Raw genomic sequence first — 24,933 nt, forward strand, 5'->3', positions numbered from 1 at the left:
CCTGATGTCTGACCATCCCAATGCCGAAGTCGGCGAGATGAACGAGGAGAGCGAGGCTCGCTGCCCCGTCGCGCACGGAAGCCGCGCCCCCGAGGGGACGGCGAACCGCGACTGGTGGCCGGACCGGCTGAACCTGGCCATCCTGCGCAAGCACCCCGCCGTGGCCAACCCGCTCGGTGCGGACTTCGACTACGCCGCCGCCTTCGCGACCGTCGACCTCGACGAGCTGCGCCGTGACGTCGACCAGGTCATGACGACGTCGCAGGACTGGTGGCCGGCCGACTTCGGCCACTACGGCCCGCTGTTCATCCGGATGGCCTGGCACAGCGCCGGCACGTACCGGATCCACGACGGCCGCGGGGGCGCTGGTGCCGGCATGCAGCGGTTCGCGCCGCTGAACAGCTGGCCGGACAACGGCAACCTCGACAAGGCCCGTCGGCTGCTGTGGCCGGTCAAGCAGAAGTACGGCCAGTCGATCTCGTGGGCCGACCTGATGATCTTCGCGGGCAACTGCGCCCTGGAGTCCATGGGCTTCACGACCTTCGGTTTCGCCGGCGGCCGCGCCGACGTGTGGGAGCCGGACGAGGACGTCTACTGGGGCAGCGAGGACACCTGGCTGGGCGACGAGCGCTACACCGGGGACCGCGAGCTCGAGAACCCGCTGGCCGCCGTCCAGATGGGTCTCATCTACGTGAACCCGGAGGGCCCGAACGGCCAGCCCGACCCGCTCGCCGCGGCGCGCGACATCCGTGAGACGTTCCGCCGCATGGCGATGAACGACGAGGAGACCGTCGCGCTGATCGCCGGCGGCCACACGTTCGGCAAGACCCACGGTGCCGCCGACCCCGAGGTCAACGTCGGCCCGGAGCCGGAGGCCGCCCCGCTCGAGGAGATGGGGCTGGGCTGGCGCAACGGCTTCGGCAGCGGCAAGGGTCGCGACGCGATCACCAGCGGCATCGAGGTCACCTGGACGCCGACGCCGACCACCTGGGACAACACGTTCTTCGAGGTGCTGTTCGGCCACGAGTGGGAGCTCACCGCCAGCCCCGCCGGCGCGAACCAGTGGCAGCCCAAGGACGGCGCCGGGGCCAACACGGTGCCGGACCCGCAGGACGGCTCGCTGTCCCGCCCGCCGACGATGCTGACCACGGACCTCGCACTGCGGGTGGACCCGGTCTACGAGCAGATCTCGCGGCGCTTCTACGAGAACCCGGACCAGTTCGCGGACGCCTTCGCCCGCGCCTGGTACAAGCTGACCCACCGCGACATGGGCCCGATCCAGCGCTACCTCGGGCCGCTGGTGCCGTCCGAGGAGCTGATCTGGCAGGACCCGGTCCCCGCCGTGACGCACGAGCTCGTCGGACCCGCGGATGTCAGCGCGCTCAAGGACCAGGTGCTCGACTCGGGGCTGTCGGTGGCGCAGCTGGTGGCGACCGCGTGGGCGTCGGCGTCCACCTTCCGCGCGAGCGACAAGCGCGGCGGCGCCAACGGTGCTCGGATCCGCCTCGAGCCGCAGTCCGGCTGGGAGGTCAACGATCCGGCTGAGCTGGCCGTGGTGCTGCGGACGCTCGAAGGCATCCGGAGCGAGTTCAACGCCGCGGACGACAGCGGGGCGCAGATCTCGCTGGCCGACCTGATCGTGCTCGCTGGTGGCGCCGCCGTCGAGCAGGCCGCTCGCGCCGCCGGTCACGACGTCCAGGTGCCGTTCACCCCGGGTCGCACGGACGCGACCCAGGAGCAGACGGACGTCGAGTCGTTCGCCGCGCTCGAGCCGGTGGCCGACGGGTTCCGCAACTACGACACCAAGGCGCACCGCGCGCCGGCCGAGCACGTGCTGGTCGACCGGGCGAACCTGCTCTCGCTCAGCGCGCCCGAGCTGACGGTTCTCGTGGGTGGTCTGCGGGTGCTGGACGCCAACACCCAGCGGTCCCAGGTCGGGGTCCTCACGAAGACGCCGGGGACCCTGACCAACGACTTCTTCGTGAACCTGCTCGACCAGGGCACCACGTGGACGTCGACGTCCGAGACCCAGGACACCTTCGAGGGACGCGACGCCGCCACCGGCGAGGTCACGTGGACCGGAAGCCGCGCGGACCTCGTGTTCGGCTCGAACTCCGAGCTGCGGGCCCTCGCGGAGGTCTACGCCAGCGCGGACGCCCAGGAGAAGTTCGTGCGCGACTTCGTCGCCGCGTGGGACAAGGTGATGATGCTGGACCGGTACGACCTCGGCTGATCTCGCTGTCCTGCAACGCTCGCGGCCCGCACCGTCACGGTGCGGGCCGCTCGCGTTTCGTCCAGCGTCAGTCGGCGGCGAGGAACGGTCGGTGGTGGTACCCCGATCCGTCCAGCACCGCCACCGTCGACTCCGGCACCTCGAGGAAGACGCCGGGCAGGTCGTTGAGCGGCTCCGACACGACGACGTGGGCGTGCGGGCCGAACGCACGGAGCCGTTCGACCTCCGGGTACATCTCCTGCAGGGTGGCGACGTCGGCCGAGTGGAAGAGCGTGCGGGACCGCCCCTGTGAGGAGTACCGGAAGGCCCACAGCGTCGTGCCGTCCGAGACCGCGAACGTGCCCTGGACGGGGAACGGCACGTGGTGCGCGTGCCCGACCTCCTCTGCCATCCGGATGGTCTTGGTCATCGCCGCGACCGGGTCGTCCCGCAGCCCCAGCGTGAGCGCCAGGTGGAAGAGCACCTCGGAGTCCGTCGTCCCCTTGATGTGCGGGTAGAGCGACGGGTCGACGGCGAACGTCAGGTCGCGCTTGACCGCGTCGAAGTCGGCCAGCCCACCGTTGTGCATGAAGAGCCAGTTCTCGTACCGGAACGGGTGGCAGTTCGTCTGCTGGATCGGGGGGCCGGCCGCGGCCCGGACGTGGCTGAAGAACAACGGGGACTCGATGGCCCGGCTCAGCTCGCGCAGGTTCTGGTCGTTCCAGGCGGGCTCGATGCTGTGGAAGAGGGCGGGGGTCCCGGTCGCGCCCGCGTCGCCCGAGTACCACCCCAGGCCGAAGCCGTCGCCGTTCACCGGCTCGGCACCCAGCGGCGAGTTCAGCGACTGGGCGACCAGCGAGTGCTGGGTGTCGAGGACGAGCGTGGCCGGTCGCAGCGGTTCCCCGGAGTAGGCGAGCCATCGGCACACCGGATCAGCCGACCGTCGAGTCCGGCGTGAGCCGGTGGTCCGCGGCGATCAGGTCGGCCGCGCGCTCGCCGATCATGATCGTGGCCGCGTTGGTGTTGCCGCTGACCACGGTGGGCATGACGCTCGCGTCGGCGACCCGCAGCCCGGCGACGCCGAGCACCCGCAGCTCGGCGTCCACCACGCTGCCGATCCGGCACGTCGACGTCTCGTGGTAGACGGTCAGTGCGTAGTGCCGGGCCAGGTCCTCGAGCAGCGCGTCGCTCGGGGCCTCCCCCGCCTGGTGCCCGTGGGCGACGGCCAGGGCCGGCGGCACCATGAGCGCGCCGAGGCCGTCGCCCGGCCAGTGGTCGACGATCTCCAGCGCGCGCCGCATCACCGCGACCATGACGGTGACGTCGTGCGGGTCGGCGAAGTAGTTCAGGTCGATCACCGGGGCGTCGGCCACGTCGGAGCTGGCCAGCCGGACCTCGCCCTCGGAGTGCGGCTGCACGGGGTTGGGCAGGACGACGACGGTCTGGGCCGTGGGCGAGAGCGCCGACTCGGGATCGGGGAAGAAGGCCGCTGGGTCGACCCGGAACACGTGGCGCCAGATGTCCGGCGTGTACCCGCAGGCGAGCAGCCCGATCTGCGCGTCGTGGGTGTGCGGGTCGCCGAGCCCGGTGGAGAAGAAGGCGACCGCGTCGTAGAAGGAGGACGACGGCAGCCCCTTGCCGGTCGTCGCCCACTCGGTCACCTGCCGCACGGCCTCGGCCTTGAGCCCCGCCAGCTCCGGCGGCAGACCCGCGTCGTCGGCCGGGTCCGCGGGGAGCGGTCCGGCCGGGGCGCGCAGCGCGTCCGGGCCGAGCGCGATCGCGATCTCGGTCATCGTCAAGGCGACCCCGGGGGCCGGGAAGGCGAGTGGCACGTGCAGGTGGTCCTTGAGGTGCTTGCCGACGTGCGGGTTGTCCAGCAGGCACTCCACTCCGACGGCCGCGAGCTCCGCGGTCGGCCCGATACCGGACAGCAGCAGCAGCTGCGGCGAGCCGATCGCCCCGGCGCTGACCACCACCTCACGCTCCGCGTGCAGGGTCGTCGTCCCGCCGTCCGCGTCGCTGTAGCGGATCCCGGTGGCGCGCAGGCCGTTCGGTCCCTGGTCCAGCAGGACCTGCTCGACCTGGGCGTGGGTGATGACGGTCAGGTTCGTCCGGCCCATCGCGGGAGCGAGGAACGCGTCGTACGTCGAGGACCGCTGACCGTTGCGGGTGGTGGTCTGGAACAGCGACGCGACGCCGGTCGGGCCGCCGCGGTCGCGACCGTTGTAGTCCCCGTTCGGGATCCCGGCAGCCTCGGCGGCCTGCACGAACTGCTCTGCCGCAACGGTTCGCGGCGATCGCACCGACACCCCGAGTGGGCCACCGGTGCCGTGCACCTCGTCGTCGATGACCACGCCCTCCGGCGGGTCCGGCGGCACCAGGTCCTCGCTCCTGGTGAAGTACGGCAGCACGTCGTCGTACGACCAGCCCTTGGCGCCGTCCGCCGCCCAGCCGTCGAAGTCACCGGGGTGGCCGCGCACGTAGGCCATGTAGTTCAGGCTCGACGAGCCGCCGAGCATCTTGCCGCGCGGCACCATCATCCGGCCGTCGGTCAGGCCCTTGCCGGCGCCGCCCGGGTCACCGGTGTACATCCAGTCGACGTCCGGGTCGAGCTGCAGCGAGGCGACCGCGGCGGGCATCGCAGCGCGGTCCGGTGGGGTACCGCCGGCCTCCACGAGCGCGACCCGCACGTCCGGGTTCTCGGTCAGCCGCGCCGCGATGACGGCGCCCGCCGAGCCACCCCCGACCACGATGACGTCGAACCGGTCGGCTGCCGCAGCTTCGTCGCTCATGGTCGCCACCTCTCTGTGGTCTGTGGCGATGTCTACCACTCAACGACATCGCCCGACCAGAGCGCGCCAGCCTCCGACGCCCGGCTGACCTGACGCAGCTGGGGCACCCGGGTGAGCCCGGGTGCCCCAGCTGCGTCAGGTCAGCGCGTGGGCCTCAGACGGAGCCCGGGGCGTTCCGGAAGCCCTTGAAGGTCAGCCACACCCCGAGCGAGAACTCCCAGACGGCGATCGGGATGGTGCAGAGCGCGCTCGGGACGGACATCTGGTCCCAGCCGCCGAGGATGGTGACGGTCGCGGACATCAGGATCAGCGGGGCCCCGATGAGGCCGAGGGTCGGGATGATCCGCGGGACGAGCCGGCCCTTGTACATCGCGTAGCCGAGGAACAGGCCGTTGATACCGGCGATGAAGCCGGGCCCGAGCAGGAAGGTCCACTGCCGCATGGCGACGAGGGCCTCCCCCGTGACGCCGAGCGCGTCGGCCTGCGCTCCGGTGGCGCCGGCGAAGCGGTGCTGCAGCGTGACGACGGACAGCACGCACATGACGCCGACGACGATGAGGGTGGCCTCGACGACGCGCGAGGTGACGAAACCGATCGCGGCGGTCCGGCTGACCCGCCGGGTGGCCGGGTACAGCGCGACCGCGGTCCCGATGCAGGCTACGGCCGTGATGACCTCGAGCCAGGAGCCCCAGAACACCGCGGTGTTGCTGCCCGAGCCGCTGATGTACGCGGTGGGGTCGTCGATGAGGCCCGCGAACAGCTTGAGCTGCGGGAACGATGCGGCGAAGGTGAGCAGGTACATCAGGCCGCCGGCCAGGGCGACCTTGCGCATCGGGTCCATCCCGGTGCCGACAGGCGTTGTCGCGGCCGGTGGGGTGGTCGGTGCGGTGTCGGTGTGCGTGGTCATGAGGTGCTCCTTCGAGTCGGTTCTGGCGGGGTGATCGCGCTGGCGGGGATCGCGGTGACGGAGACGAGCGGCAGCCCGATGTCGCTGAGCCGGCGGAGCAGTCCGTGCAGGGCGGACTGGTCGGCAACCGGTCCGTGGATGACGGTGGTGCCGTCGTCGTGGCGGGTGAGGGTCATGCCGTCGAACCAGGTGGCCCAGCGGGGTGCGAGGTGCCCGCGGACACGGATCTCGTACCGGTCGGCACCGCCGTCCTGGCTCTCGCTTCGTTCGCTCATGCCGCGAAGGTGTCAGCGGACCTGGTGAGCGGTCATCACCACATGTGGTGAGCGGGATGGTGACCTTCCGGGTCAGCTTCCTCGCTGGCCGGGAAGCAGGTCGAGCTCCTGGGCCCGCCGGACCGCGGCCCGGCGGCTGGTCACGCCGAACTTCGCGTAGATGCTCTTGGTGTGCGTCCGCATGGTGTTCAGCGAGACAGAAAGCTCGCGGGCGATCTCCGGGCCGCCGAGGTCCGTGCCGAGCAGCCGCAGGACGTCGAGCTCGCGCTGGCTCAGCGGGTCCACGAGCGCCGTTCGCCCGGACGGGTGCTGCACCGGCACTGCCGCGGTCGCGGCGAGCAGGTGGCGCACGTAGCCCGGCACAGCGGACTGGCGGAGCGATGCCCGGAGCAGGGCGGTCATCGGCGGGCCCTCGTCGACGAAGACCCGCACGTAGCCCTCGGGCTGGGCGACGGCGAGGGCGCGGTCCACCGCGGCGACCGCGGCGACGGCGTCCGCGCGGGAGTCGTGGGCCAGGGCCAGCAGCACGAGCAGCTCGATGACGGTGCCGCCGCGCTCGCCGTCCTCGGCTGCCGTCAGCAACCGCTCCAGCAGGCCGACGGCGGCGTCATCACGCATCGCCAGCAGCAGGCGCGCGAGCGTGACGTGCTCGTACTCGCGCAGGTACGACAGCTCGTCGGCGGCGGACAGCCCCTGCTGACGAGCCCAGTCGGCGGCGGCGCTCAGCTCACCGCGGCGCAGCCGCAGCCGGGCGCGCACCGCGGGGACCGGCCGTACGTTCGGCGAGTAGTCCCCCTCGTAGACGCGGTCCGCCTCGTCGAGGAGCACGAGCGCGCCGTCGAGGTCACCCCCGGCCTCGCGCAGCCGGGCGGTGACGACCCGCCAGCGGTACGGGTTCTGCGGCAGTCCGTTGTGGGCGCCGAGGTGCTCGTTGACCGCCAGGTGCTCGGCGGCGGCGGCGAGGTCGTTCTGCTCGAGCAGCACGCCCGCCAGTCCCACGTGCATGTCCGCGGTGCCGCGCAACGGCTCGTCGGGCGACGTCCGGACGGCGAGGTCGAGCGCCTGCTCGTAGGCGCCGACGGCGTCGCCCAGCCGGCCCTGCGTGATGCGCAGGTCGCCGAGGGCGATGCAGCAGCCCAGGGCGTCGGCGACGAACCCCACGCTCTCCAGGCCGGCGATCGACTCGGTGTACGCCGCGTGCGCGCCGGCGAGGTCTCCCGCGGTCCACGAGGCGAGGCCGGCCAGGGCACCGGCTGCCGCCCGGACGAGGTCGCCGTCCGGTGGCGCCAGCGACAACGCCCGCCGGGCTCGCGCGATCGTGCCGGCCAGATCCCCTTGTCTTAACGCCAGTGCGGCCCGGTACATCTCGACGGCGGCCGGGACCGTCCGGTACGCGGCTTCGTCCACGACCACCAGGCCGGGTGGTGGCTGCTCCAGCCAGCTCCCGTCGTCCGCACGCAGGCAGCGTTCGATGCCCGACAACCGCTCGTCGATCGAGGCGAAGTCCGACACCTGCGCCAGCGCCCCGACGAACGCGACGCCGAGCACCGGACGCTCGCGCACCACCTCGTCCGGCAGGGACTGCACCCACCGCCCGAGCTCGGGTTCGCGCCGGTCCCGTTGCATCGCAGGCATCGCGAGCTCCATCAGGTCTGCGGCGCGGCCGGTGTCGCCGCCGGCCAGGGCGTGGCTGATCGCCGCCGACGGGTCGCCGTCGGCCTCGCACCAGGCGCTGGCCCCCAGCCGCCCAGCCAGCCGGGGCCGCACCAAGGCGCCCGGCTGCCGACCGGGAACGTGGGTCTTCGTATCGAGCAGCGGGCCTACCATCGCCGCCCAGTGTCGCGCGGCTAGGGCTGCTCGGACAATGAGCCGGACAGCGCATCGAAGGATGCGCCAGCGGATGCCTCGGACAGGGCCTCGGTGAGCAGCGCCACCAGGGCCTCGAGCTGGACGTCGGCCGAGGACTCGACCTCGTCCGCGCCGTCCAGGGCCCGGGCTGCGAGTCCGGCCTTGCTGTCGATGAGCTCGGCGATCTTCGTGTCGATGGTCTGCGCGGCGATGATGCGCCACGCGGTCACCGGCTCGGTCTGGCCGATGCGGTGGCTGCGGTCGATCGCCTGCGTCTGCTCGGCGTCCGTCCAGGACAGCTCGGCCAGCACGATGTTGGAGGCGACCTGCAGGTTGATCCCGACGCCCGCCGCGGTCAGCGAGCAGACCGCGATGGCGACGTCCGGGTCGTTGACGAACGCGTCGATCTGCTTCTGCCGCACCGAGTTCGTCTGGTCGCCGCGGATCGAGGAGTACCGGATCCCCCGCTCGGCGAAGGTCTCCTCCGCGACGTCCATGACGTCGACGTGCTTGGCGAAGAACACGACCTTGCCGGCGCTGCGAGCCAGCTGCGCGGCGTAGTCCGCGGCCGGTCCGGCCTTGGCCTGGCCGATGCGGCGCATCATGCTGAACACGTTCTCGTCGCTCTTCTTCGCCGAGGTGTTCTTGCGCTCCCAGGTGGCCACCTGGCGGACGAGGTCGTGGTCGATGCCGTCGACCGTGGGGCCGACGGACCGGGTGGCGAGGGCGCTCTCGTAGCGGGACACCATGCGGCGGGCCAGATCGCGCTCGGCCTTGCGGATCGAGCGGCTGGCCTTCTCGTCGAGCTCGACGGGCAGGTCGGCGATGCGGCGGGCCGGGATGTCGGCGGCGACGTCGACCTTGCGCCGCCGGACGATGCCCATGTCGACGACGCACTGGCGGGCGGCCGAGTAGAACCCGGGGTCGGCGGGCGTCAGGCCGGTCTCCTCGAGCGCGTGCATCAGCTCGGCCCGCGGCTTCTTCTCGTCGATCCAGCCGAGGAACTGCCAGATGGCCCGGAAGTCCTCGATGTCGTTGATCAGCGGGGTGCCGGTGAGGGCCATCAGCAGCGGCCGCGGGTTGCGGAACCGGATGCGCTCGGACAGCTCCAGCACGTGCTGCGAGCGCTGGGACGTCTTGTTCTTGATGAAGTGCGCCTCGTCGACGACCATGCCGTGGAAGCCCAGGTCGCCGAGCCAGCCCACGTGGCGGTCGAGCACCTCGTAGTTGACGATGACGATGTCCGCGAAGCCGTCGATCGTGTCGCCGTCGCCGTGGATCACGGTGGCCGGGCGGTTCGGCGTCCAGATGCTCGCCTCGCGCGCCCAGTTGGTCTTGACGACGTTCGGAACGACCACGAGCAGGGGGAAGGCGTTGGCCGCCTGGGCGGCCAGCAACGCCTGGGCGGTCTTGCCCAGGCCGGGCTCGTCGGCGAGCAGGAAGGTCCGGTGGCCGGCCGCGGCGGCGGCGACCAGCTGGGCCTGGTGCTTCATCAGCTCGTGGCCGCCCGGGGCGTTCAGGGACGACGGCGCGGGCAGGGCCAGGCCGGTCGACGCGCCACCACTGGCCCGCTCGAACGAGTTGAACAGCGGTCCGAGCAGCTCCCAGCCGTTCAGGAAGCCCGCGGGGGTCTTGGGCCGGGGCGCGGAGAAGTCCGGGGCGAGGAAGGGGTTGGCGAGCTGCCGGGACACGACCGACTGCGGCACGACGCGGCGCTCGTTCGCCACCGGCACGACGGTCTGCGGCTGGGCGGGCGCGACGATCTCGGGCGCGGACTCGATGCCGGCCTCGCGCAGCATGTCGCGGCGCAGCGACCTGGCCGCGTCGGACACGACGGCATCGTCGGCGAGCAGGGCGAGCAGCGAGGTGTCGCGGGCCGTGGACTTGGCCAGGATCACGGCGATCCCGTCGAGGCGCTTGAGCTCCTTCGCCTGCTGGGCCTCGCTGATGGTCTTGTCGGCCCGGATCCGGTCGCGCTCCTCGCGCACCAGCAGGGCCACGACCTGGAACTTCGTCCGGACCGACGGCACCACGCGGCCCCGCTGGACGGCGGCCTCGACGTCGCGCACCGTGCGGGCGAGCACGGGGATGATGCCCTCGTTGTCGCGGGGGCGGGCACGCTGCTGCTGCCGCGGGGCAGGACGACGAGCGCCCGGTTGGCGCTGGCCCTGTCGAGCCACAGGCTCCTCCTTCAGTTCCCGGCGCGCGTCTCGCGGCGGGACGGCGCGCCCGAACGCGGGCGTACCGCTCGGGGCGGTGGACGTCGAGCGCTGTGCGCCCGTCCCCTGTGCCCCGCCGACGCGCCTCGTCCCGCAGATCGGGAAGACATCGACGCATCGGGTCCGATCGTTCCCACATCCGCGGGAACCGGCGGTGTCATACCCACCGCTGGAGCCATCGTAGTGGACCCGGGCGCTCCGGGATCATCCTGGCCCGGTCGGCGCGCTCAGGCGGGCCCACCCGCCGGCGTGCGGCCCAGCTGCACGTCGAGGAACTCGTAGGCCAGCTCGCGCTGTGGGGCCCGGAACTCGTGGTCGCCGGGCACGACGTGGACGCGCACGTGGGTCGCCCCCAGGTCGTGCAGGCGGGGCCCGAGGCCGCGCGCGCCGCGGCTCCACACGTCGTCCGCGGCCGCGATCACCAGCACCTCGCACTGGGAGGCCAGCGCGAGCACGTCCTCGACGTCGTACCGGGCGGCGAAGCCGGGCACGACCAGCTCGGCCTGGAAGCCGGCGTCCCGCGCGAACGAATCCCGGTAGGGGATGCAGCCGCAGTTCGACACGCTCGCCCGGATGCGCGCGTCCCAGGCTGGCGCCCACAGCGCGATGCGGCCGCCGTAGGAGTGTCCGATGAAGCCGACCGAGGTCGCGTCGACCTCGGCCAGGGTGCTCGCACAGTCGATGGCCAGCGAGACCTCCTGCAGGCAGTCGGCCAGCAGAGTGCGGCCGAGCACCAGGCGGGAGGACAGCTCGAACCAGCCGACGTTCGCGCCGTCCGCCCAGTTGCGGTCCTCGAAGCCGATCGCATCCGGCGCGATCGTGACGAACCCGCGCTGGGCGAGCTCGGCCGCGTACGCCTGGTCGGGGTCACCGCGCAGTCCGCACACCTCGCTCTTGCCGAGGTCGAACTCGCCGGCGTGCTGGTGGTGGCAGAACACCAGCGGCGCCGGCGCGGCAAGACCGTCCGGGACGCAGACGAACGCGGACGCGCGACCCGACGGGACGTCGTAGCTGACCCGCCGACGGACGTACCCGTCGCACTGGACCTCCTCGTGCACCTCAGGTTCCAGAGACGCCGGGGTGGGGACGGGGCCGAGGGCCTGCCGCAGCACCTCGTGGGTCAGGGACGTCGCGCTCACGCCGGCTATCGAAGCACGCACACCGGCTCACCCGGTCACGAAGCTCGGCGCCACCCTCCTAGCCGGGTGGCAGCCAGGCCGATCGCGGCGGCCAGGACGACGGCCGCCGCCGGCAGCGGGACCGCATCGATGCCGCTGTGGTCGGCCACCACCGCTGCGAGGGCGGCCCCGAGGGCGATGCCCCCGTTGAACAGGACGGGGATCAACGCACCGGCGGTCGCGCGGTGCTCGGTGCCGGCCTGGCGCATGATCTCGGTCTGGGCCAGGGCAGGCAGTGCACCCGAGGCGACACCCCACAGCAGCACGACCAGGAGCCCGAGGTTCGGGTGACCTTCGCTCGCTCGCAGGGCGACCAGGGTGATGGCGGTCGCGAGGACCGAGACGACCAGGGCGGGCCGGGTGCGGTCGCGCACCCGTCCGGCGAGGGCGATGCCGATCGCGGACGCGAGGCCGAAACCCAGCAGCATCGCGCTGGTCCCGCCTGGCAGCCGGTCAACCGGGGCGAGCACGGTGATGAACGTGAAGGCGCCGTAGTGGCCGACGAGGACGAGGGCGACGAGCCCGGTCACCGCGAGCAGCGACGTGATCGGCGTGCGCGGGGTGCCGCGGCGGCCGGCGACCGGGGTGCGAGGGCTTCGGTGGCCGGGAACGACGACCACCCGGACCAGGACGGCGATCAGTGCGGTCGACGCGGCCAGGGCGGCGAACGAGGTGCGCCAGCCGACGAGGTCGGCGACCAGACGCGCGACGGGAGTACCGAGGACCATGCCCAGGGTCGCGCCGCCGAGCACCACCGAGACCGCCGCGCCGAGCAGCCGCTGGGGGACCAGGTCGGCCAGGTGCGCGTTGACGGTCGCCCAGAGCAGTCCGACCGCGGCCGCACCCAGCAGCCGGGCCGCGACTGCCGTCGCGTAGGTGGGCGCGACCGCCGTCAGCCCGGCCGAGCCGGTCAGCACCAGCAGGGCCGTCATCACGACGTCCCGCCGGTCGAAGCGCCGGGTCAGCGCCACCAGCGGGAAGCTCGCCACGACCACCACGCCGGCCCAGAGCGAGACGAGCTGCGCCGCCTGGGTGCCCGTCACGCCGAGGCCCTGGCTCATCGGTTCGAGCACCGCTGTCGGCAGCATCTCCGCCGTCACCATGGAGAACGTGGCCGAACCCAGCACGAGCAGGCTGGGCCAGGGCAGGCGCTGGGCAGCGCCGCTCGGTACGGACGTGGGTGCGGCAACGGGTGAGGGCTGGACGGCTGTGCGGCTCATGCGATCGACGCTAGACTTTGACACTAATGTCAATGTCAAGCCCGTGGGGGCGAGAGATGAAGATCGGCGAGCTGGCCGCGCGCACTGACGTCGCGCCACGCCTCATCCGGTACTACGAGCAGCAGGGTCTGCTCACCGCGCGGCGCTCCGACAACGGGTACCGCAGCTACACCGAGGACGACCTGGAGCGGGTCTCGCGGGTGGCCGGCCTGGTGCAGGCCGGACTGCCGACCCGACTGGTGAAGGTGCTGCTGGACGCCGAGGACGCCGCCGCCCGCGACGAGGAGACCTGCCCTGCCGCCGTGGCCGAGCAGCTCGCCGAGGAGCTCCTGGGCCTCGAGTCGCGGATCGCCTGCCTGACCAAGAGCCGGGACATCATCCGGGACTATCTCGTGCGCACCCAGCACCAGGTGCTGCTCCGCGACTCCGATGGAGCGCCCGCCGCAGGCTGACCGGGCCGTGCCAGCGCAGCATCACGTGCGCTGGGGACGTGCCGCGGGCGTCGGCGATGCTGACAGATGCCACCCGGAGAGATCGCGACCTGGCACGATCGGTGCAGGGAAGGAGAGCCGATGGCGCATGAATCGCTGACGCTGGCGTACGACGCCGTCGTGCTCCGGCTGCAGCAGCAGGATGCGAGCCTCGGCCGCCTGCGGGACCGCGCATCAGCGTTGCTCGTCCCGGCTGGGCTGGTTGCCAGCTTCCCCGTGGGCATCGGCCTCCTCGCGACGAAGCATTCCGACGGCCGCACCCTGCCGACGTTCATCAGCATCGCTCTGACCGTGCTCCTGATGCTGACGATCCTGACCGTGCTGCGGGTGAACTGGCGGGTCCGCGCGTGGGGCTACGGACCCAGCGCCGCAGTCATCCTGCAGCTGCACGACGAGGGCAAGGACCCCGACCAGGTCCTGCGCGAGATGGTGGACCGACTGCTCGTGGCTCGGGACGGCAATGACGAGCGGCTGGTCGGACGGGCTCGCTGGTACCGCATCGGCGTCGCTCTGTTCGCGGCGGAGATGTTCACGGTGCTCCTCGGGGTACTACTGGCGAAATGAGATCAGGAGGCAACAGTCATGGCTGAGACCCACGACAACGAAGAGCAAGAGGGCGGCTACCTGTGGCGGATCTCCCGACGCGTCACGCGACGGCGTCACGTACGCAAGGTGCGCCGGATGACGGGCGGGGAGCACCTGAGTCGCTGAGCCGGGCGGAGCGGGCTTGGCTACTGCCGTGGCTACCGCACCGAGGGCTGCCTGGCCGACACCTCGGCCAGCTCGGTCGCCGGACGCGATCCTGTCCACGAGGGGAACTGCGCGACCGCCTGCTCGAGCAGGGCGCAGAGCCGGGCATCCGGATCGGGGACGGCGGCCTTGGCGATGCCTCGCACCGCGTACCGGACCGTGTGCGGTGCCGCGTACCGGCGGAACACCCGTAGCGAGGGAACGCGGCTGCCGTCGGTGAACCGTCTCGCCCACTGCTCGGCCTGCGGTGCTCGCTCGAGAACCGCCTCGACGTAGGCGGCTCGCTGCTCACTTCCGTCCAGGTCCGCCAGGACCCGGCTGCAGGTCAGCACCGCGACCGCGAGGGCGCGTTGAGTCGGCTCGGCCGCGATCGGCAGCGCCGCGGCCGCGGCGAGGAGGGCCACGTGGGCGTCCACGCGCGGGTCGTCGCTGGTCAGCCCGATCACCGCCGGCACCAACGGGACCAGGCGCTGCCGGGCGTCATCGCTGACGTGGTCGTTGACGCCCCGGGCCAGCTCGGCCAGCAGCGGGTGGGTACAGCGCGGCTGATCGCTCCACCGCTCACCTGCGAGGTAGGAAGCGAACTCCATGACGCACGCGCCCGTTCGCGGACTGCGGTGCTTGCCCGCCGACAGGGTCGGCATCAGCTCAGGTGTGCCTCGGTCGTTCTTCCACACGGTGGACCTCCACCGGTTCGCTCGGCGCTGGTCCTGCCAGTCTGCGCCGCCTGAGGCCTGCTGTCACGCCGTCCACGCGCCTCGGTGTGCGGCCGCCTCACGACGTGGACGGCGAAGGCCGACCATGTAGGGCAGACCCGCGCCGGCGACGGACAGGGTCTTGCCGAGGCGTCCGAGCACGGAAGGCTTCGGGAGCGCCGGAAACGCGCCCGCCAGGTCAGCGACGTCCACGTAGTGCGCCACCACCGGGCCGATCCCCTCGAGGTCCTGGGAGACCTGGTGCGTGGGTCCGGGAAGTGCGGTGTCTCCGCTGCGGTAGAGCTCTTCTGAGACGAGCACGTACTCGGGGACGTCAACGGCGTTCTTCAGCAACCGGTGCACGAGGATGACGTCGATCCCGACGAGCTTGCGCCGTTGCCGGATCGTCTGGGTGGCGACCTCGCCGCTGTGCGCGACGAACTTCAGCTTGAGGTTGTTCGCCTCGGTGCAGCTCTTGCACGGGCACAGGTTCGTCGCGACGTACTGCCGCTCGCGGTGGAACGCTCGGTGCATCGACGTGGCGGCCTGAAGGGTCAGGGCGACCGTCGCCTCACGGTCCATGGCGTCGGCGTCGCGGGCGAGAAAGGCTGCGTCGCCTTCGATCTCGATCAGGTCGAAACCGGGCGCGGCGTCGATCACCTTCTCCAACAGCCTGGACGTGTTGACCTCCGCGTGCGCAAGGCTCATCCGATGGGATCGCATGTACTCGGTGTAGCCACCGATGTCAGCGATGAGCAGGAGCGAACGCCCGGACGTCATGCGTGACCCTACCAATCGGCCGAACCCTCAGAAACGCCTGAAATGCCTGCTATTCCGCCGGTTCCCCGGGGTCCGCTTGCGGCGTGAACCGGTCGAGCATCGAGTCGACCACCGACCCCGCCTCACGCGCGCTCGGCGTGTAACCGAGCACGACGGAGAGGAAGTGGTCGGAGCCCAGCGCCTGCAGTCGAAGCTCGGTGCTGGCTCGGACCGTCGCCGTCCGTCGGGTACGCCGCAGCAGCGCGATCTCGCCGAAGCCCTCCCCCGGGCCGAGCGTGGCGACGACGTGTCCGTCCCCGATGACCTCGGCCTCGCCTGACTCGATCACGAAGTACCGGTCGCCGATGTCGCCCTGTTCGAAGACGGCGCGCCCGACGGTCACCACCACCGGCTCCAGCCCGCGGGCGAGACGCTCGATCGCGGGCAGCGGCAGGGCGTTCAACATGGCCACGGACTGCAACGTGCCGATGTCCCGATCTCGGACGTCGATGGACCGGTCCATGCGGCGCAGGCGCGGCCACGACACCAACGCGCAGAGCGGGCACAGCAGCCCGACGACCACCAGCGCCGGGCGGACGCCCGAGAGCCCGATCAGCAGCGACGTGACGATCGCCCCGACCCCGATGAACAGCGCGACCAGGCTCTCCAGAACGCCGAACACCCGCGCCAGGACGTCGTCGCCGGCGAGCCGGGCCAGCAGCGTGAACCCGCCGAGGTCGATCAGGGAGTTGCCGACGCCGACGCACGCCAGGAGGGCGAGGGCCGCGGCCTGCTGCGGGAAGACGCCGATCAGCGTGACCGGGACGCCCCACAGGGCCACGCCGACGGCGAACCACGCACCGAGTCGGCGAGTGCTGACCAGCAAGGACGCCGCCAGCGAGCCGAGCACTGCACCGGCTCCGACAGCGGCGGTGAGGACGCCCACTCCTGGTTCGCCGGTCCCCAGCACGTCGATGGCCACCACGACGGTGAGGACGGTGAGCGCACCTCGGGTGAAGGCCTGCGCCGCCGCCAGGCCCATGATGAGGGCGATGTCGCGGTTCTGGCTGACGGCCCGAATCCCTTCTGCCGCAGCGCCGATGAGGTTGGTCTCCACCGGCGCGGGCGGGCGCGGCGGGGCGTCGTAGCGCAACCGCACCAGCAGCGCCGCGGCCCACAGCGAGGCGCCCGCTGCCACGGCGAAGACGACGGTCACGCCGGTGAGCTGGAGCAGCAGCGCGGCCAGCAGCGGACCGACCAGCGTCGCGGCGGAGTCCAGGAGCCCGCGGACGACGTTCGCACTGGCGAGCTCGTACCCGCTGTGGCACAACGATGGGAGCAGCGCCGAGTGCGCCGGACGGTACAGGGTGGCGGCGATGGTCGAGAGCACCGCCAGGGCGTAGACGACGGACGTCGGACCGCCGACGCCGACGACCACCGCGGCCGCACCGGTCGCGGCACCACGCAGCAAGGAGACCAGGATCAGCACGCGTTCCCGTCGTCCCCTGTCGGCCAACGGGGACAGGAGCGGAGCGAGGATCGCGGACGGCACCATGCGCAGCAGTCCTACGAGCCCGACGGCCGTGGCGCCGCCGTCGCGGTAGGCCACGATCCCCAGGCCCACGGTGAAGGCCCACTCCGCCGTCCAGGCGCCGAGGAAGCTGAGCTGGGCGCGCCGCAGGTTGGGGTTGCGGGCGTTGCTGGCGAACGCGGCGGCAGCCAGGCGGAGCCTGCCCCGGACCCGCTCAGCCGCCACCTGGCGACCGTACCGCTCCGCGGCCTTGCCTCCGCCGAGGCTGGGCTCTCCCGTCTGGTCGACGGCGCTGCTGACTCGTTACCGCACCGAGATCGCTCAGCGTCCGTACTCCCAGACGCCGTTGTTACGTTCGCGCCCGCAGCTGCCTGCTGCGGGACCCATCGGGAGTGAACGTGGCGGTTGCAGACCGGGAGCACTGGTGCTCCGAGTCGTTCATCGGAGCCGGTTGGCTTCGGCATCTGCCCGACCGTGCGCTGCTGGTCGTCAACGCACTGGTCGCGCGTGGACCCCTGCACCTCGACGCGCTGGAGTCCGAGCTTCGTCGGGTCATCGGGCTTGAGCTGGGGTGGCAGTCCGCGGCATGGGAGCCGCCTCACCACTGGACCGACGCGGAGCTGGACCACCTGCGCCGAGAGGAGCCTGAGTTCACGGAGCGGGTCACCGCCGCCGAGGTGATCGCCCAGGAAGCCGCGGCGCGGGCCGTGCGGGTCACCGAGCTCGAGATGCACGCCACGCAGTTCGGCATCGCGACACCGACGACCCTGGGCAGCACCGTCGACTACCTCGTGGCCTGCGGTCTGCTCGAGTCGACGGTGGAGGTCCTCGACCTGGCCCCGGCCCCGCCGCTGCCCGCGCAGGTTCTGCACCTGGACGCCGAGGAGGCGGCCCTCGAGGAGCGGATGCGGTCGCGACGCGTCTGGCAACGCCGGGAACGGCAGCGCGTGGCTATCAGCTGACGGCCCCGCACGCGACCGTCAGGGTCGCCGCAGGAGGCCATCGGTCGATGGGCCCCTTGCGGCGTTGCCTGAACCTCGTCACCATCACGCACGGTGAACCTGAGAGCCCAGCACGGGTGCATCCGGCGGAAGACCCGTCGGCCGGACTCCCTGGAACCGCGCCTCGCTGGCACCTCCTCGACGCACTGACCGTCCCGGCCGGAAACGCCGGATCCGACGACCGGTCCTGCGGATGCAACTCTCAGCCAGCCGCTGCCCGCGGATGCTCACCGAGGTACCTACGAGCAGAGTCGAGTGTTCGAGCAGCATGCTCGGCTGCGCCCAGTTCCTCGAGTCTCGCCAGATTGGGCACCTCGAGCGAGTAGGTCATGGGCGGGGTCAGGGCCAGCAGCCCGGCAACGTCCAGGCCGCCCTCACCCAGGTAGAGCCGCTGCTCTCGGACCTCGACGCGCAGCCCCTCCTCGGACTGCGGCAGGGCCGCCGGCGCATCGCACAGCTGACACAAGTTGAACCAGTGTCGCGGCAGGGCGGCCAGATCCTCGACTCTCGTCCCTGCCCGGTCCACGTGGTAGGCGTCCAGGAGCAGTCCGGAGTTGGGTGCTCCGACCGCCTGAAGAACGTCCACGGCCTGCGTCAGCGTCCGGACTGCCGCAATGGCGACGAACTCGAGGTTGACGCGCAGGTGGTACCGGCCAGCGAGCTCGCACAGGGCGGCGAACTGGTCGACATAGAACCCGCGGTCCCTCGCCCAGATGCTGCACAGCACGTCTCGCGCCCCGAGCGATTGTGCGACCTCGAACGCAGCCTGATAGCCGCGGACGTCCACATCGTCGTGGATGCAGGCCAGTTCGATGTCGCTGACCGAGATGCCCGTCGCCGTCAAGGCGACCCGTGTCTTGCGAAGCAGCTCGCGGTTCGAGGCGAGCTCATACTCCGGCTCGCCGGGGACTCCCAGCGGAATCGTTCGAAGACTCACGGAGTCGTAGCCAACTCGGGCCGCAACGTAGACCAGCTCCGGCGGCGGACATTTCAGAGCCGTCAGATGGGCCAACGAGAATCGTGCGGACACGGTGGCGGTTCTCAGCTCGGCATCAGCGGGGGCCGATTCGCCGAGCGGCTCGCTGAACCGCGGCACCTGGACCCGACACCGAAACGACGCTGCTGCTCATCTGCGCCCGTCACCTCCGAGGTGGATATGCCTCTTGGATGCTGCGGCAACTCGTTGCAGTAGCGTGTCAGTGTGATCGTGCTCTGTCAACAAGCTGCGCGCGTATCCCGCTGCAGCGCAGCACACAGGACGCCCCAGTCGGCCACGTGCTACCGTTGCAGACCGTTGCAGAGATGGACTGACGAAGCATTGGGCGGAATTCTGAGGGTGATATGACCGAGGTCTCACTGACGGACGTGGCGAGGCTGGCAGAGGTGTCCAAGTCGACGGCCTCCCGCACGTTCACTCGTCCCGAACTCGTGACGAGACGGACCAGGCAGCGGGTACTGCGGGCGGCAGACGACCTGGGGTACCGCACCGCGACCGGATCAGAGCGCGTTGGAGCGGTCGGCCTCTTCGTGCCGGACATCGCCAACCCCTTCTTCGCGCCACTGATCAAGGCAGTTCACGCTGAAGCGAGTCGACACCAGCACGTGGTTGTCGTCGTCGAGAGCGACGAGCACACCAACGAGGAGAGCGAAGCCGTCAACAGCGTCATCGACACCGTCTCGGGCCTGATCCTGGCCTCGCCGCGGATGGATGACCAAGCGCTGCAGGATCTCGCCATGAGGTCAAGGATCGTGCTCTTGTTCCGCGAGTCCTCCGCCGTCAGCAATTGCATCGTGCCGGGGCTCGATGGATACACGCAGGCGATCGCGCACCTGCATACCCTTGGGCACCAACGGGTGGTGTACCTGGCCGGGCCTCACGACTCGTACTCGAACGAGGCGCGCAGGCAGACACTCAACGCCGCCGCTCTGAGCTTCGGGATCGACCTGGTCGAGCTCGGACCGTTCGAGCCTCGCTACGAGGCCGGGGCGCGCGCAGCGGACCTCGTTCTCTCACTGGGGGTGACCGCCGCCGTGGCGTACAACGACCTCATCGCCCTAGGGCTCTTGTCGAGCCTGCAATCCCGTGGCGTTCGCATCGGGCAGGATATCAGCGTCGTCGGTATCGACAACTCCTGGCTCGGTGAGATATCCAACCCCCCTTTGACATCTGTCCACGTGCCGGGCCCGGAGGCGGCCACCATGGCGGTGCGCATCCTCCTGGCGTCGCCAGAGACGCCTCCGGGTCAGCGATCGATACCCCCGACACGGCTAGTCGTCCGGAGCAGTACCGGCCCTGCTAAGGCTTAGCACCCGCGCTACGGCGATGTCACAGGCCGAGGTAGAGCTGGCGGACGCCGGCATCGTGTCGGAGGTCGGCCGAGGGCCCCTCCAGCGCGACCGATCCGTTCTCCAAGACCAGGCATCGCTCGGTCGCCTCGAAGGTGAGCCAGGCGTTCTGCTCCACGAGCAGCAGGCTGAGGCCGCGCTCGCGCAGTCGGTTCAATGACGCCAGCACCTCGCCGACGAGCTTCGGCGAGAGTCCCATGGACGGCTCGTCGAGTACCAGGATGCTGGGTTCGGACATCATGGCGCGACCGATCGCCAGCATCTGCTGCTGCCCACCGGACAGGGTTCCGGCCAGCCGGTTGCTCATGTCCGACAGCACCGGGAACAGCTCGTAGACCTCGTCGAACGTCGCCTTTCTGCGGGCGTTTCGCTTTCGTGAGTACGCGCCCAGGTCCAGGTTGTCCCGGACGGTCAAGCCGCCGAACACATGACGGCCCTCCGGCACGTATCCGATTCCGTGGCGGACGACGTCCCGGGCGTTGACCTGCATCAGGTCGACCTCGCCCAGCTTCATGGACGCGCATGCACGGGGCGCGAGGCCCATCAGAGCCCGGAGAGTCGAGGTCTTGCCGGCTCCGTTGGCGCCGATGATTCCGAGGCACTGCCCCGGCTCCAGGATGAAGCTGACGCCGTCCACGGCGACCACGCCGCCGTACCGGACAGTGAGCCCCTCGACCTGCAGCCGCTCCGGGGCGACGTCTGAGGATGCCGCTTTCGCGACCGCGGCGTTGTCGGTCATCGTGACAGCTCCCTGTCCTGATCCGCGCTCGCCTTCGCGATGCTCTTCTCATCCGGCACCAGATCGGCCACCTGCGACACGTCGCCCAGGTAGGCTTCGATGACCTGCGGATCGCGAACCACCTCAGCCGGCCGCCCGTCCGCGATGACGGCGCCACTGGCCAGGACCGCGACGCGATCGCAGAGCGACATCACTAGGCCCATGTTGTGCTCGACCAGCACGACGGTGACTCCCCCGTCGCGGATCGCCTCCACGATCTGCCGGAGCTGAGCCACCTCCTGCCCGTTCAGACCAGCGGCAGGCTCGTCGAGCAGCAGCAGTCGGGGGTTCGTCGCGATAGCGCGCGCGAGCTCGACCCTGCGCTGCACCCCGTAGGGCAGCGATGCCGGCGGCTCGTCGGCGTAGTCGGCGATCCCGAACCTGGCGAGGATCTGGTCTGCCTGCGCGCGCATCCGGCGTTCGTCGCGGACGATGCCGACGGGCCAGCCGACGTACGCCGTGGTGGAGACCATCGAGGAGCGGTCGAGGGCCATCAGCACGTTCTGCCGGACGGTGAGCTGGGTGAACAGCCGAAGGTTCTGGAAGGTGCGTGCGATGCCGTACTGCGAGAGCTGCGCGGGCGTCAGTGCCGTGACGTCCTGGTCGTCCAGCAGGAAGCGTCCCCCGTTCGGCTTGTACAGCCCGCTGATCACGTTGAGGAGCGTGGTCTTGCCTGAGCCGTTAGGACCGACGATCCCGGTGATGCTGCCGGCCTCGACGTCGATGGTGACGTCGTTCAGCGCCTTGAGGCCACGGAAGCTCTTGCTGATGCCACGAACGTGCAAGGTGGCGGCGGACCGGTTCTCGCCAGCCCCGAGTCCGCCGGTGCCGTCCGGGGCGAACGGCTGCACGGCGGCTCGTTCTGCCGCCGTCCCGCGACGCATCGACCGGATTCGTCTTGGGATGCCGGCCAGCCCGGTAGGTGCAAAGACCACCGCGAGCACCACGATGGCGCCGTATCCGAGCTGTGCATAGGTCGAGAAGTCGATCAACCACTCCCGCACCAGGGACAGGACGACAGCCCCGATGATGCAGCCGATGATGCTCTGCCGGCCACCGATGATGACCATGGCGAGGAGAAGGAACATCGTGGCGATGCTGAAGGAGTCCGGCGAGACGTAGTGGATGAGGCCGGCGTACAGGATTCCCGCCACTCCGCCGTAGAGGCTGGAGACGCCGAATGTCATCAGTCGGAGAACCTTGACGTTCGCGCCCAGCGCGCTGGCGGCGATGGAGTCGTCGCGCATGGCCATCATCCGGCGGCCGAGTCGGGTGTGCACGATGAAGAGCGCGAACGCCAGGCCAAGCGCAAGCGCCGCGATCTCCAGGTAGTAGTAGAGGTACTCGCTGCTGAGATCGACCCCGAAGAACGGTGGCGTCGGGACTCCGGAGATCCCGTTGGCACCGTGGGTGATCGAGGAGGCGTTGGTGATCCAGCTGGTGAACGCGAGTGCCAGGCCGAGTGTCACGATGCCCAGGTAGTGGGACTGCACGCGGAGCGCGGGGATCCCCACGACGACTCCCATGAGCAGGCTGGCGAGCAGCCCGACGACTGCGGCCGTCCAGAAGCCGAAACCGTGCTCCGTGGTCAGGATCGCGACCCCGTAGGCGCCGACCCCGAAGAAGGCCACCTGGGCCAGGTTGACCTGCCCTCCGATACCGAGGGCAAGTCCGAGCCCGATGGAGAGGATGGCGAAGATGATCATGACATCGGCGACGTGAATCTGGTACGAGCCCACCAGATAAGGCAGGGCGACGAGCCCCACGGCCACCACCAGGACTGCACCGAGCTTGACCTTCATGCGCGGTTCACCGTGCGCTCCCCGAAGATGCCCGTCGGCAGGATCATGATCACGACCGTGAACACGACGAACACGACCAGTTCCGAGTAACCCTCGAACTGACCGGCGGCGAACGAGTCCAGGACCCCGATCGCAAGCCCACCCACGATCGCACCCTGGATGTTGCCGAATCCCCCGAGGATCGCGGCGGCGAACCCCTTGATGCCCAACGAGCCGCCAAGCGAGGCATTGACGTAGAGCAGCGGTCCAGCCAGTCCTCCGGCAAGCGCGGCGAGGCCGGCTCCGACGGCGAACGCGATCGCGTTGCTCCTGCCGACATGAATGCCGACGGCCGTGGCGGCGTCCGGATCCATCGCGACGGCTTGCATCGCCGAACCCAGTTTCGTGCGTTGGAGGAAGGCGACCAGCGCGATCGTCGCAAGCGCGGCCACGATGAGGACGACGATGCTGTACGTACGGATCCTCAGGCCACCGACGTCGATCGGCGCCGCCTTCAAAGGTGACGGAACCGCGCGCCCGGTGGCTCCCCAGATGATCGTGGCCAGGGCCTCGAGCATCACTCCGAAGCCGATGGTGCCGATGAGCATCAGGTCGAAGTCCCGGCCTTCCAGGGGGCGCAAGACCCTTTCGATGACCAGACCCAGCGCGCCGGTGATCACGACGGCGATCACGATGGCGACCGCGAAGGGCAGCTTGGCCGTCATGTAGAACGTCGATGCGGTGTAGGCCCCGATCATGACGATCTGGCCGTTGGCGAAGTTGACCAGCCCCATGGTCCGGTAGACCAGCGAGAACCCCAAGGCGACCAGCGCGTAGATGGCCCCCAGGGTGAGCCCACCGATGAGTGTCTGGAGTTGAACCTGCATGACGTTCCTTCCGCCTCGAGGGGTCCGACCTGCGGTGCCCGGAGCCAGGACGTCGCCGCCCCGGCTCCGGGCCACCGTCACTGGGCCGCGGTGAGCGCGCCCGACTTGATGAGGCCGATCTTCGTCTCGTGGATGCCGACGCCCTGGTCGTCGTAGGCGAAGCTGCCGAGCAGACCGGCGTACTTGGTGGCGCGGATCTGGTCAGCGAGCTTCTGCCCACCCTCGCCGTTGGTCGCCTTCAGCGCGGTCAGGAAGATGTTGGTCCCGTCGTAGGCCTTGGCTCCATGGAGCTCGGCCTCCTCGTTGTAGGCAGCCTTGTAGGCCGCAGCAAACTTCTTCGAGGCATCGGTGGCGTCGTTGCTCAGGTAGGGCGTGCTCACGATGGTGCCCTCGACGTTCGCGTTGCCAGCCGTCTGCGCGTACACCGGGGTGGACAGCGGTGCCGCACCGGCGAAGACGGACTTCAGCCCGAGCTCACGGGCCTGCTTGGCGATCAGGCCGGCCTCCACCTCCTCCGTACCGATGAAGAGCACGTCCGGGTTCTTGCCCCGGATGGACGTCAGCACCGAGCTGAAGTCCTTCTGGTCGGTCGTGACGACCTTGTCGTCGGTCGGCGTGATGTTGCGGGAGCTCAGCGCGGCCTTGAAGGCGTCGTGCTCACCGGTGCCGTAGCCACCGTTGTTGGAGATCATCGCAAAGGTCTTGTAGCCCTTGTCCTCGACCAGATACTTCGCGAGCGTCTCGTCGTAGGTGACGCTGGTCGGCCCGTTGAAGAACTGGAAGGGGCTACCGAGCTTGGAGATCGCCGGGGACTGACCGGAGGTGATCGACGGCACCTTCGCGGCCTTCAGGATCGGATTCATCGCCAGCGTGACGGCACTCTCCGCGGTGCCGATCATCGCCGTGTACCCACCGGCCGTGACCTTGCTGGCGATGGAGGTGCCGGTCGTCGGGTCGCCCTGGTCGTCGAAGACTGTCAGCTCGACCTTGCGGCCGTCGAGACCCCCGGCCTCGTTGAACTCGTTGACAGCCAGCTTGGCGCCCTTGAGCTCCCATGCCCCCAGGGAGCTGAGCTGACCACTCTGGGCGTCAACCAGCGCGAACTTGATGGGTCCGCTGTCGGAACCGCCGGACGCCTCGTCCGAGCCTGGTGCACTGCAGGCGCCACTTGCGACGAGCAGGAGCGCGCTCGCGGCGACTGCCAGCACCGTCTTCGTCGACGGGATCATGTCGTGTGACCTCACTTCGTTGGGTGGAGTGATG

At 70.4% G+C, this 24,933-nt stretch carries 21 protein-coding genes; 5 read left to right on the forward strand and 16 right to left on the reverse strand.

All coding sequences use genetic code 11. The features are described 5' to 3' along the window. Positions 1-4 precede the first annotated feature (4 nt). Entirely contained in the window at positions 5-2,233 is a 2,229-nt protein-coding gene (gene katG, locus ABEB17_RS02280; protein WP_345714936.1) for a catalase/peroxidase HPI, read from the forward strand. Positions 2,234-2,300: 67 nt separating this feature from the next. Here katG and ABEB17_RS02285 read toward each other — a convergent pair whose 3' ends face one another. From ABEB17_RS02285 to ABEB17_RS02320, 8 genes are all read right to left on the reverse strand, one after another. Further along, entirely contained in the window at positions 2,301-3,140 is an 840-nt protein-coding gene (locus ABEB17_RS02285) for a class II glutamine amidotransferase (protein WP_345714937.1), read from the reverse strand. A 4-nt stretch (positions 3,141-3,144) separates the two neighbouring features. Continuing rightward, complete coding sequence (locus ABEB17_RS02290; RefSeq protein ID WP_345714938.1) at positions 3,145-5,004, reverse strand: GMC family oxidoreductase; 1,860 nt, start codon at positions 5,002-5,004, stop codon at positions 3,145-3,147. A 154-nt stretch (positions 5,005-5,158) separates the two neighbouring features. After that, on the reverse strand, positions 5,159-5,911 hold the full coding sequence (locus ABEB17_RS02295; RefSeq protein ID WP_345714939.1) for a DUF4386 domain-containing protein: 753 nt from the start codon (positions 5,909-5,911) through the stop codon (positions 5,159-5,161). Continuing rightward, on the reverse strand, positions 5,908-6,186 hold the full coding sequence (locus tag ABEB17_RS02300; protein ID WP_345714940.1) for a hypothetical protein: 279 nt from the start codon (positions 6,184-6,186) through the stop codon (positions 5,908-5,910). Before ABEB17_RS02300 ends, ABEB17_RS02295 begins: the two co-directional genes overlap by 4 nt. A gap of 72 nt (positions 6,187-6,258) precedes the next feature. Continuing rightward, positions 6,259-7,953 carry a LuxR C-terminal-related transcriptional regulator gene (locus ABEB17_RS02305; protein ID WP_345715776.1) on the reverse strand — a complete coding sequence of 565 codons (1,695 nt, stop codon included), beginning with the start codon at positions 7,951-7,953 and terminating at the stop codon, positions 6,259-6,261. An 80-nt stretch (positions 7,954-8,033) separates the two neighbouring features. Next, a complete protein-coding gene (locus ABEB17_RS02310; RefSeq protein ID WP_345714941.1) occupies positions 8,034-10,214 on the reverse strand; it encodes a DEAD/DEAH box helicase in 2,181 nt (726 codons plus the stop codon). A gap of 266 nt (positions 10,215-10,480) precedes the next feature. Then, positions 10,481-11,392 carry a dienelactone hydrolase family protein gene (locus tag ABEB17_RS02315; RefSeq protein WP_345714942.1) on the reverse strand — a complete coding sequence of 304 codons (912 nt, stop codon included), beginning with the start codon at positions 11,390-11,392 and terminating at the stop codon, positions 10,481-10,483. 35 nt (positions 11,393-11,427) lie between these two features. After that, entirely contained in the window at positions 11,428-12,651 is a 1,224-nt protein-coding gene (locus tag ABEB17_RS02320) for an MFS transporter (protein WP_345714943.1), read from the reverse strand. Between the two features lie 32 nt (positions 12,652-12,683). Here ABEB17_RS02320 and ABEB17_RS02325 point away from each other — a divergent pair, with 32 nt between their 5' ends. Together ABEB17_RS02325 and ABEB17_RS02330 are read left to right on the forward strand one after the other, a co-directional pair. Continuing rightward, the gene (locus ABEB17_RS02325) at positions 12,684-13,103 is read left to right on the forward strand and encodes a MerR family transcriptional regulator (RefSeq protein WP_345714944.1); all 420 of its coding nucleotides are present in this window, start codon (positions 12,684-12,686) and stop codon (positions 13,101-13,103) included. Between the two features lie 120 nt (positions 13,104-13,223). Beyond that, entirely contained in the window at positions 13,224-13,706 is a 483-nt protein-coding gene (locus ABEB17_RS02330) for a hypothetical protein (protein ID WP_345714945.1), read from the forward strand. 179 nt (positions 13,707-13,885) lie between these two features. Here ABEB17_RS02330 and ABEB17_RS02335 read toward each other — a convergent pair whose 3' ends face one another. The 3 genes from ABEB17_RS02335 to ABEB17_RS02345 form a co-directional block, all read right to left on the reverse strand. Next, positions 13,886-14,536: a hypothetical protein gene (locus tag ABEB17_RS02335; protein ID WP_345714946.1), complete on the reverse strand. Its 651-nt coding sequence runs from the start codon at positions 14,534-14,536 to the stop codon at positions 13,886-13,888. A gap of 96 nt (positions 14,537-14,632) precedes the next feature. Then, positions 14,633-15,295 carry a DUF2652 domain-containing protein gene (locus ABEB17_RS02340; protein WP_345714947.1) on the reverse strand — a complete coding sequence of 221 codons (663 nt, stop codon included), beginning with the start codon at positions 15,293-15,295 and terminating at the stop codon, positions 14,633-14,635. A gap of 121 nt (positions 15,296-15,416) precedes the next feature. Further along, positions 15,417-17,102: an MFS transporter gene (locus tag ABEB17_RS02345; RefSeq protein ID WP_345714949.1), complete on the reverse strand. Its 1,686-nt coding sequence runs from the start codon at positions 17,100-17,102 to the stop codon at positions 15,417-15,419. A 173-nt stretch (positions 17,103-17,275) separates the two neighbouring features. On the opposite strand from ABEB17_RS02345, the gene ABEB17_RS02350 reads away from it, so the two are divergent. Continuing rightward, positions 17,276-17,839: a DUF6042 family protein gene (locus ABEB17_RS02350; protein WP_345714950.1), complete on the forward strand. Its 564-nt coding sequence runs from the start codon at positions 17,276-17,278 to the stop codon at positions 17,837-17,839. 241 nt (positions 17,840-18,080) lie between these two features. Here the strand turns inward: ABEB17_RS02350 and ABEB17_RS02355 are convergent, their stop codons facing one another. Then, complete coding sequence (locus tag ABEB17_RS02355) at positions 18,081-18,974, reverse strand: sugar phosphate isomerase/epimerase family protein (RefSeq protein WP_345714951.1); 894 nt, start codon at positions 18,972-18,974, stop codon at positions 18,081-18,083. Positions 18,975-19,219: 245 nt separating this feature from the next. On the opposite strand from ABEB17_RS02355, the gene ABEB17_RS02360 reads away from it, so the two are divergent. Continuing rightward, a complete protein-coding gene (locus tag ABEB17_RS02360) occupies positions 19,220-20,185 on the forward strand; it encodes a LacI family DNA-binding transcriptional regulator (RefSeq protein WP_345714952.1) in 966 nt (321 codons plus the stop codon). Positions 20,186-20,204: 19 nt separating this feature from the next. On the opposite strand, the gene ABEB17_RS02365 is transcribed toward ABEB17_RS02360, so the two are convergent. The 4 genes from ABEB17_RS02365 to ABEB17_RS02380 form a co-directional block, all read right to left on the reverse strand. Next, a complete protein-coding gene (locus ABEB17_RS02365) occupies positions 20,205-20,963 on the reverse strand; it encodes an ABC transporter ATP-binding protein (protein ID WP_345714953.1) in 759 nt (252 codons plus the stop codon). Then, positions 20,960-22,804, reverse strand: coding sequence for a branched-chain amino acid ABC transporter ATP-binding protein/permease (locus ABEB17_RS02370; RefSeq protein ID WP_345714954.1), 1,845 nt, complete (start codon positions 22,802-22,804; stop codon positions 20,960-20,962). The genes ABEB17_RS02365 and ABEB17_RS02370 overlap by 4 nt, the downstream gene beginning before the upstream one ends. Then, a complete protein-coding gene (locus ABEB17_RS02375) occupies positions 22,801-23,670 on the reverse strand; it encodes a branched-chain amino acid ABC transporter permease (RefSeq protein ID WP_345714955.1) in 870 nt (289 codons plus the stop codon). Before ABEB17_RS02375 ends, ABEB17_RS02370 begins: the two co-directional genes overlap by 4 nt. A 77-nt stretch (positions 23,671-23,747) precedes the next feature. Then, on the reverse strand, positions 23,748-24,899 hold the full coding sequence (locus ABEB17_RS02380; RefSeq protein ID WP_345714956.1) for an ABC transporter substrate-binding protein: 1,152 nt from the start codon (positions 24,897-24,899) through the stop codon (positions 23,748-23,750). Between the last annotated feature and the right edge of the window lie 34 nt (positions 24,900-24,933).

Source organism: Angustibacter luteus (assembly GCF_039541115.1).
Classification (GTDB): domain Bacteria; phylum Actinomycetota; class Actinomycetes; order Actinomycetales; family Angustibacteraceae; genus Angustibacter; species Angustibacter luteus.